Genomic DNA, 757 nt, shown 5'->3' on the forward strand with positions numbered 1-757 from the left:
AAATGCGTTACAAAGTGAAATGGTGGCTTAGGGATAAGCAAAAAAGTGTATGAATTTTAGTTACCTCTCCAATGCTTTTTGGTTATTCTTTTCAGCAATAACTTCAGGGTTAGTAACTAAAACTTTTTCAACACTATCTTTTAAAGTTATAGCGTGAAGAGAGGTACTGGCAAGTATAGAAATACAAGTAAATTTTAATAGTTTACTAATATTCATTGGTGCTCCTTTGTGTGTGTTTACAGAATTTTAAAATAATTTTATCTGTTGCTCTATTAAAGGTTTACTTAATATATGATAAATTCTAGAGATTTATATTATAATTATGAAACATAACATAAAAAGTAATATGTAACTTTCATTATGATATCATTTTATATTACTAATAATTATTTTAAGGCAATAAATAAATAAATGAATGAATTTAATTTAAATACTAATTTAGATAATGTATTAAAAAATTTAAATATTTTATATATTGAAGATGAAGAGAATATAAGAAAGAATATATCAAAGACATTAAGATTACTTTCTAAAGAAGTATATGACGTCGAATCAATAGAAAATGCTAATAAGATTATAAAAAATAAACGTATTGATATAATCATTTCAGATATAAATCTTGGAAATGAAAATGGCTTAGATTTTATAAAAAAATTAAGAGTTAATGATAAAAATATTCCAGTTATTTTATTAAGTGCCTATACCGATACTAAGTATCTATTAGATGCTGCAAAATTGAAATTAGTTGATTACTTGT

2 protein-coding genes are annotated in these 757 nt (G+C 22.7%); one reads left to right on the forward strand and one right to left on the reverse strand.

All coding sequences use genetic code 11. The features are described 5' to 3' along the window. Nucleotides 1-60: 60 nt before the first annotated feature. Nucleotides 61-216, reverse strand: coding sequence for a hypothetical protein (locus GBG18_RS15450; protein ID WP_193311189.1), 156 nt, complete (start codon nucleotides 214-216; stop codon nucleotides 61-63). A 195-nt stretch (nucleotides 217-411) separates the two neighbouring features. On the opposite strand from GBG18_RS15450, the gene GBG18_RS15030 reads away from it, so the two are divergent. After that, nucleotides 412-757: response regulator (locus GBG18_RS15030; RefSeq protein WP_152192386.1), on the forward strand; the 346-nt coding region annotated here is incomplete at its 3' end.

It is taken from the genome of Poseidonibacter ostreae (assembly GCF_009208075.1).
Lineage (GTDB): Bacteria > Campylobacterota > Campylobacteria > Campylobacterales > Arcobacteraceae > Poseidonibacter > Poseidonibacter ostreae.

What these genes read in the sequence shown, in the direction of transcription:
- GBG18_RS15450 (WP_193311189.1), bottom strand. Translation starts at nt 216, where the DNA reads ATGAATATTAGTAAACTATTAAAATTTACTTGTATTTCTATACTTGCC.